Annotated in this window: 7 protein-coding genes; 5 read left to right on the top strand and 2 right to left on the bottom strand. The window is 66.3% G+C overall.

Translation table 11 applies throughout. The features are described 5' to 3' along the window. A partial coding sequence (locus AC27KI_RS18015; protein WP_487115076.1) for an ABC transporter permease occupies positions 1-1,497 on the bottom strand: 1,497 nt, incomplete at its 3' end. Here AC27KI_RS18015 and AC27KI_RS18020 point away from each other — a divergent pair. The 5 genes from AC27KI_RS18020 to AC27KI_RS18040 all read left to right on the top strand — a co-directional run bounded on the left by AC27KI_RS18020 (position 1,496) and on the right by AC27KI_RS18040 (position 4,283). Next, positions 1,496-2,179, top strand: coding sequence for a DUF6402 family protein (locus AC27KI_RS18020; RefSeq protein ID WP_487115078.1), 684 nt, complete (start codon positions 1,496-1,498; stop codon positions 2,177-2,179). The genes AC27KI_RS18015 and AC27KI_RS18020 overlap by 2 nt on opposite strands. After that, a complete protein-coding gene (locus AC27KI_RS18025) occupies positions 2,125-2,574 on the top strand; it encodes a DUF6402 family protein (protein WP_487115080.1) in 450 nt (149 codons plus the stop codon). Before AC27KI_RS18020 ends, AC27KI_RS18025 begins: the two co-directional genes overlap by 55 nt. A gap of 1 nt (position 2,575) precedes the next feature. Next, positions 2,576-2,941 (top strand): hypothetical protein, encoded by a 366-nt coding sequence (locus AC27KI_RS18030; RefSeq protein ID WP_487115082.1) that lies wholly within the window; start codon positions 2,576-2,578, stop codon positions 2,939-2,941. Positions 2,942-3,216: 275 nt separating this feature from the next. Continuing rightward, positions 3,217-3,960, top strand: coding sequence for a HipA domain-containing protein (locus AC27KI_RS18035; RefSeq protein ID WP_487115084.1), 744 nt, complete (start codon positions 3,217-3,219; stop codon positions 3,958-3,960). Then, the gene (locus tag AC27KI_RS18040) at positions 3,909-4,283 is read left to right on the top strand and encodes a HipA domain-containing protein (RefSeq protein WP_487115086.1); all 375 of its coding nucleotides are present in this window, start codon (positions 3,909-3,911) and stop codon (positions 4,281-4,283) included. The genes AC27KI_RS18035 and AC27KI_RS18040 overlap by 52 nt, the downstream gene beginning before the upstream one ends. A gap of 12 nt (positions 4,284-4,295) precedes the next feature. On the opposite strand, the gene fdhD is transcribed toward AC27KI_RS18040, so the two are convergent. Further along, a complete protein-coding gene (gene fdhD, locus AC27KI_RS18045; protein ID WP_487089427.1) occupies positions 4,296-5,192 on the bottom strand; it encodes a formate dehydrogenase accessory sulfurtransferase FdhD in 897 nt (298 codons plus the stop codon). Between the last annotated feature and the right edge of the window lie 92 nt (positions 5,193-5,284).

The following is a 5,284-nucleotide window of genomic DNA, read 5'->3' on the forward strand; positions in this document are numbered from 1 at the left end:
CAGCAGCACCAGCAGCACCAGCGCCAGCAGCCCCACCGCGAGGCTGCTGACCTGCACCACCGCATACACCGGCCGGGCCGAGATCTGCCGCGTGGCCAGCACCAGCCAGCGCGGGGCCGTGGCCTCGTTCACGCTGCGGCGCAGCAGCTTCACCGCGCCCCAGGCCAGCCCGGCGAACAGCAGCACCGCCCCCGCGAAACCGCCCACGGCGATCAGTCCCAGCTTCAGGTCGCTGCTGACCGCCAGCAGCAGCGCGGCGAACCCGGCCACGCCCACGCCTAGCACCGCCAGCGAGGCGGGTTTCAGGCCGCCCAGGTCGCGCCGGATCACGCGCAACGGCGGCACCTGCGACAGTTGCAGCACCGGCGGCAGCCCGAAGGCGAACATCAGCGTGAGGCCCATCCCCAAGCCGAACGCCACCGGCCACAGGCTGGGCGCGGGCAGCGCGGTTTCCACCAGGCCCGCCAGCAGCAGCACGAACACGTGGTGCACCGCGTAGCCCAGCAGCACGCCCAGTGCGCTGGCGAACAGCCCGATCAGCGCGAACTCGACCACGTAACCGCCCGCAATGGTGCGCTGGCTCTGGCCCAGCACGCGCAGCAGCGCGGCGGCATCGAGGTGTTCGTTGGCAAAGCCGCGCGCCGCCAGCGCCACGGCCACCGCCGACAGCAGCGCCGCGAGCAGTGCCACGAGGTTGAGGAATTTCTGCGCCCGGTCCAGCGTCTGGCGCATCTCGGGGCGGCCGCTGTCCAGCGACTCCACGCGCACGCCGTGCACCTCGGGCGCCTTCACCGCCTCGGCCGCCCAGTCGCCGAACTGCTGGACCGCCCGCGCCTCGCCCGCCACGGCGAAGCGGTAGGTGAGCCGGCTGGCCGGCTGCACCAGCCCGGTGGCGGGCAGGTCCAGCGCATTGACCATGACGCGCGGCGCAAAGCTCATGAAGCCCGCGCCCCGGTCGGGCTCGATGGCGATGATGCGGGCAATGCGCAACTGCGCGTCGCCCAGCAGCAGCGAATCGCCCATCTGCAGGCCCAGCGAGCCCAGCACCGGCGCATCCACCCACACCTCGCCGGGCGCCGGAATGTCGCGCGTGGCCCGCGCGGGTGCGCCCGGCGCCTCCGCCACCTGCAGGCTGCCACGCAGCGGGTAGCCCGGCTCCACGCTTTTGAGCGCCACCAGCCGGCTGGCGCCGCCCTGCGCATCGCTCGCGCGGCCCATGGTGGGAAAGCCCAGCGTCGTCACTGTGGACAGGCCCGCGGCCTTCGCCCGTTCGACGAACGCCGCCGGCGTCGGGTTGTCGCTGGCCACCACCACATCGCCGCCCAGCAGCTGCAGCGCATCGCGCTGCAACCCGCCCTGCAGCCGATCGGCAAAGAACCCCACCGAAGTAAGGGCCGCCACGGCCAGCGTGACCGCCACGATGAGAAGGCGCAATTCGCCAGCCCGCAGATCGCGCCACAGCGTGCGCCAGCCAATTCGGAAGAAGGACAGATTCATGGGGAGCGACGTTAGCGCAAATGGGTTGGGCTTCGGGTGGGAAGGGGCTCAGGGCGAGGGGGATTTGGAACTTCGCAGCGCCCAGGGTGGATGGATGGGGAAGAAGACCCCGATGACGCCTTATGATCCGCGCCGCCAGAACGTGACTCATCCGCAACCTTCTGGCAACCAATCAAGATCAAAAAGGGAGTTATCAATGGGTTGGAATGAAACCGCGCTGAGCCTCAGCCGCGCCGTTGGCGACCGAATCGCTTTGGACGCGAGTTACCCAGCGGCGCAGTGCCTTCGGAATTTGCAGTTGGTCGATTTGCCCTATGCAATGGAGAGAAACGGTTTTCGCGTCGGCGCAGCGCTGATGAAGCGATGGTTCACCCACCCGGCATTTGCAATGCCCCCTGCATGGAAAGACCCCTCACAAAGCCAGTTGGATCATCGGACGGTAAGCGCACACTATTTGGACACAACGACAGTCCCCATGTCCTGGGCCCTATCGTTCGGAAGAACGCAGGAAAAGTGGGAGGAGCTCAAGCGCGCCATCCAAGGACAACTCTTGCAAAAAGCCTTGTTGCTTCTCAAGACAGACTTTTTGGCAGATTGCAGCGGGCTGGCAAGCTGGGAACTCACCCCATGGTTTTCGGCTCGGGCCTGCCGGCGGTCGATTTGCATGAGACTGCACACCTGAACTCCCGCGTCGTCAGCAGCAATGGATTCGAGAAGTTAACGGACCCGATTGACGATCTTTACTGCGCACTGGGCGCGTTCACCTTGCACGCTGCCGCAGAAGGGATCGTGACGCCACTGCACCAGCAACGCAGTCCATTCACGCACCAAATTGACATTCATAGTCTGGGCTTTTACATCCGGGACTGCTATGACTTCACAGAAGATCAACCTCTTGGCAACTGGAGCGCAGACGAGGTGGGAATGGCTCCCATGCCTCGCTTAGCGATGGTAGAAAATGCAAGCTTTCGCCGGTGGCGGGCGGTCCATCAACGCGGGGGCGATTTTCTGATTTTCTCAAACGTCCATTGGGAAAAGTTGAGTGCTCCAATCACGTGGTTTCTCAAAGTTCCCTGAGATGAAAGACCTATCCCCCATCAACGGACCTCGCAGTCAGAAGGCTCGACGCTGGCGCCGCCGTCTTGGCATCCTCTTCGGTGTCCTGTCAGCCACCGTGGTCGCAGCCCTTTTTCTGTTGACTGAAACCTTCGACAAGGCGAGGCTGGTGCATACCGATATCTGCGGCAATGGAAACTATCGGCTGGGTGTCTACAAATACAGCGGCGGCGCGGGGTATGTCGAATTAACGGACAGAGACGGCAAGGCGTTCGGTCGATCGGACTTTTCGGACGGTGCTTATCTTGATCCGGAATGGTCAAACGATTGCCTCACGGTCACTGTGGGAACCGACACAGATCGCGTGAAACTCGTGGTACCGCGTTGAAGCAGATGCATGCCCGCTTGCAGCATCTGAAATTCTCATTTATCTATTCATAAAATCATTCAAATCAGATAGTCTGAGAAGCATGCCATCCGCAGCCGGGGATCACTCCGCAAAAATCCAGACGATGCTTCGCCAAGGGCCCAAGACAGCGAATTCCCTCATGGAATTCTTGGGAACCAGCCAACCCACGGTGTCGCGCGCCCTACCGCGTCTCTGCCGAGGGCAAGTTCCAAGAACTGGGCACGCTGATTCCGGTGGCTGCGGAAGGCTTCGTGATGGTGCAGGCCGATGGTCAGCGCGTTCACAGCGACGGCTTGCCCTGGTGGATCTTCGACATGCGCCCTCAGGGTTATCTGGGGCGTGCCTTCAACCAGCGCCACGGGGGGCGTCTCGGGTTACCGAAACGGCTGAACGACTGGGGAGACACCCATGCGCTGCGCGCCCTGCTGCTTCAGGGAGACGACCTGCCGGGCAACGTTCTTTTGGGTGCGGCGGCACGCGAGCAGTTCGTCAATGCGCCAGCTCCGGTGCCCATCCCAGCGGCCAGGAGACCCCAGGCCTACGTGGAGCTTGCGGCAGCGGCAACACGCGGCGAATTGCAGGGGTCGTCCGCAGCGGGTAAACAACCGAAATTCACCGCCTATGTGCGACCGGAAACCGGGCCGGCCGTGCACACCATCGTCAAGTTCTCCGCCTCGCTGCCGAGCTTGGTGAGCGAACGTTGGCGCGACCTCCTGCTGGCGGAACACATCGCGCTGCAGGTGCTGGGAGACGCGGGCATCCCCGCATCGCTCACCCGTGTCATCGACCATGGCACGCAGCGGTTTCTCGAAGTGCAGCGTTTCGACCGGGGGGGGCCCTGGGTCGCCGCGCGCTGCACTCTCTCGCGGCGCTGGACGCGGAATTCGTGGGCCATGGTGGCCGATGGCCAGACATCGCGCAGGCATTGGCACGCGCGCGGATCATCGTGCCTGAAGCGTTGGAGGGGGCCTACCTGCTCTGGGCTTTCGGCACCCTGATCGGCAATACCGACATGCACAGTGGCAATCCTTCGTTCATGTCGGAACAGGGCCGCCCCTACCAGCTAGCACCCGCTTACGACATGACGCCCATGGCCTTCGCACCGACGGCCGGCGGGGATCTTCCGCAGCGCACGCTGGAGCTGAACGTGGGTCATCAAGTCCCTGCCCGGGCATGGCTCCACGCCCTGCCTCTGGCCCAGGACTTCGTGCAGCGCCTGGAGAAGGCCGAAGGCCTCAGCGGTGGATTCGGGCCTTGCCTTGCCGCCCTGCAATCGCATGTCGCCCTGGCGGCCGAGCGGATCGGTCGACTGGCTCCATGACCCTCTTTCGTCCTATCCGTCCGCGCCCCCGTACCGCACCGCCCGCGGCGGGCGGCACAGCCCCCACAGCGTGATGCCGGCCTGCTGCGCCAGGTCGATGGCCAGCGAGGTGGGGGCCGACACGGCGGCCAGCAGGGGAATGTCGAGCCGGGCGCACTTGCGCACCAGTTCGTAGCTGGCGCGGCTGGACATGACGACGAAGCCGTCCTCCCCCAGCCGACCCTGCGCGGCCAACTGGCCGATGAGCTTGTCGAGGGCGTTGTGGCGGCCCACGTCTTCGAGCAGGTCGGTCAGCTCGCCGCCTGGCGTGGCCCAGCCGGCGGCATGGACGGCACCGGCCGCGGCATTGAGCGACTGCCGCGCGGGCATGGCGGCCACAGCGCGCAATATCGCGTCGGCAGGCAACGCACCGGCCCAGGCGCGCTCGGTGACGCGTTCGGGCACCAGGTCCAGCGCCTGCAGGCTGTCGATGCCGCACACGCCGCAACCCGTTCGGCCCGCGAGCGAGCGGCGCTTGTCTTTCAGGCGCGCGAAGCAGCGTGCCGTGATGTCCACCCGCACCTCGCACGCGGTGGCCGTGCCGGCCGGGACCCCGGCGGGCGCCTGCAGCGCATGCACCTCGATGCCGTGGCAGTCGCCCGGCTGGTCGATGATCCCCTCGCTCAGGGCGAAGCCGAGGGCGAAGGCATGCAGGTCGGCGGGCGTGGCCATCATCACGGCGTGCGAGAGGCCGTTGAACACCAGGGCCACCGGTACTTCGGCGGCCACCGCGTCGTCCTCCCACACGGCAGGCACAGCACCCGGCGGGCAGGGATGGCGCTGCACGCTGCGGGTGGCCAGCGGCGTGGGCAGGGGGCGTCCTTCGTCGTCCAGGCCCTCGGGGCCGGCAGATTCTTGCGCCCCTCCCATGCCCGCCAGCTGCTGCCGCCCGGCATCGGTCAGCCAGGCCAGCCAGCGGCTGTCGTCCTGCGCCACGCGCACCCAGCCGGGGCCCGGCTGGC

The organism is Acidovorax sp. KPB24-03 (assembly GCF_057546605.1).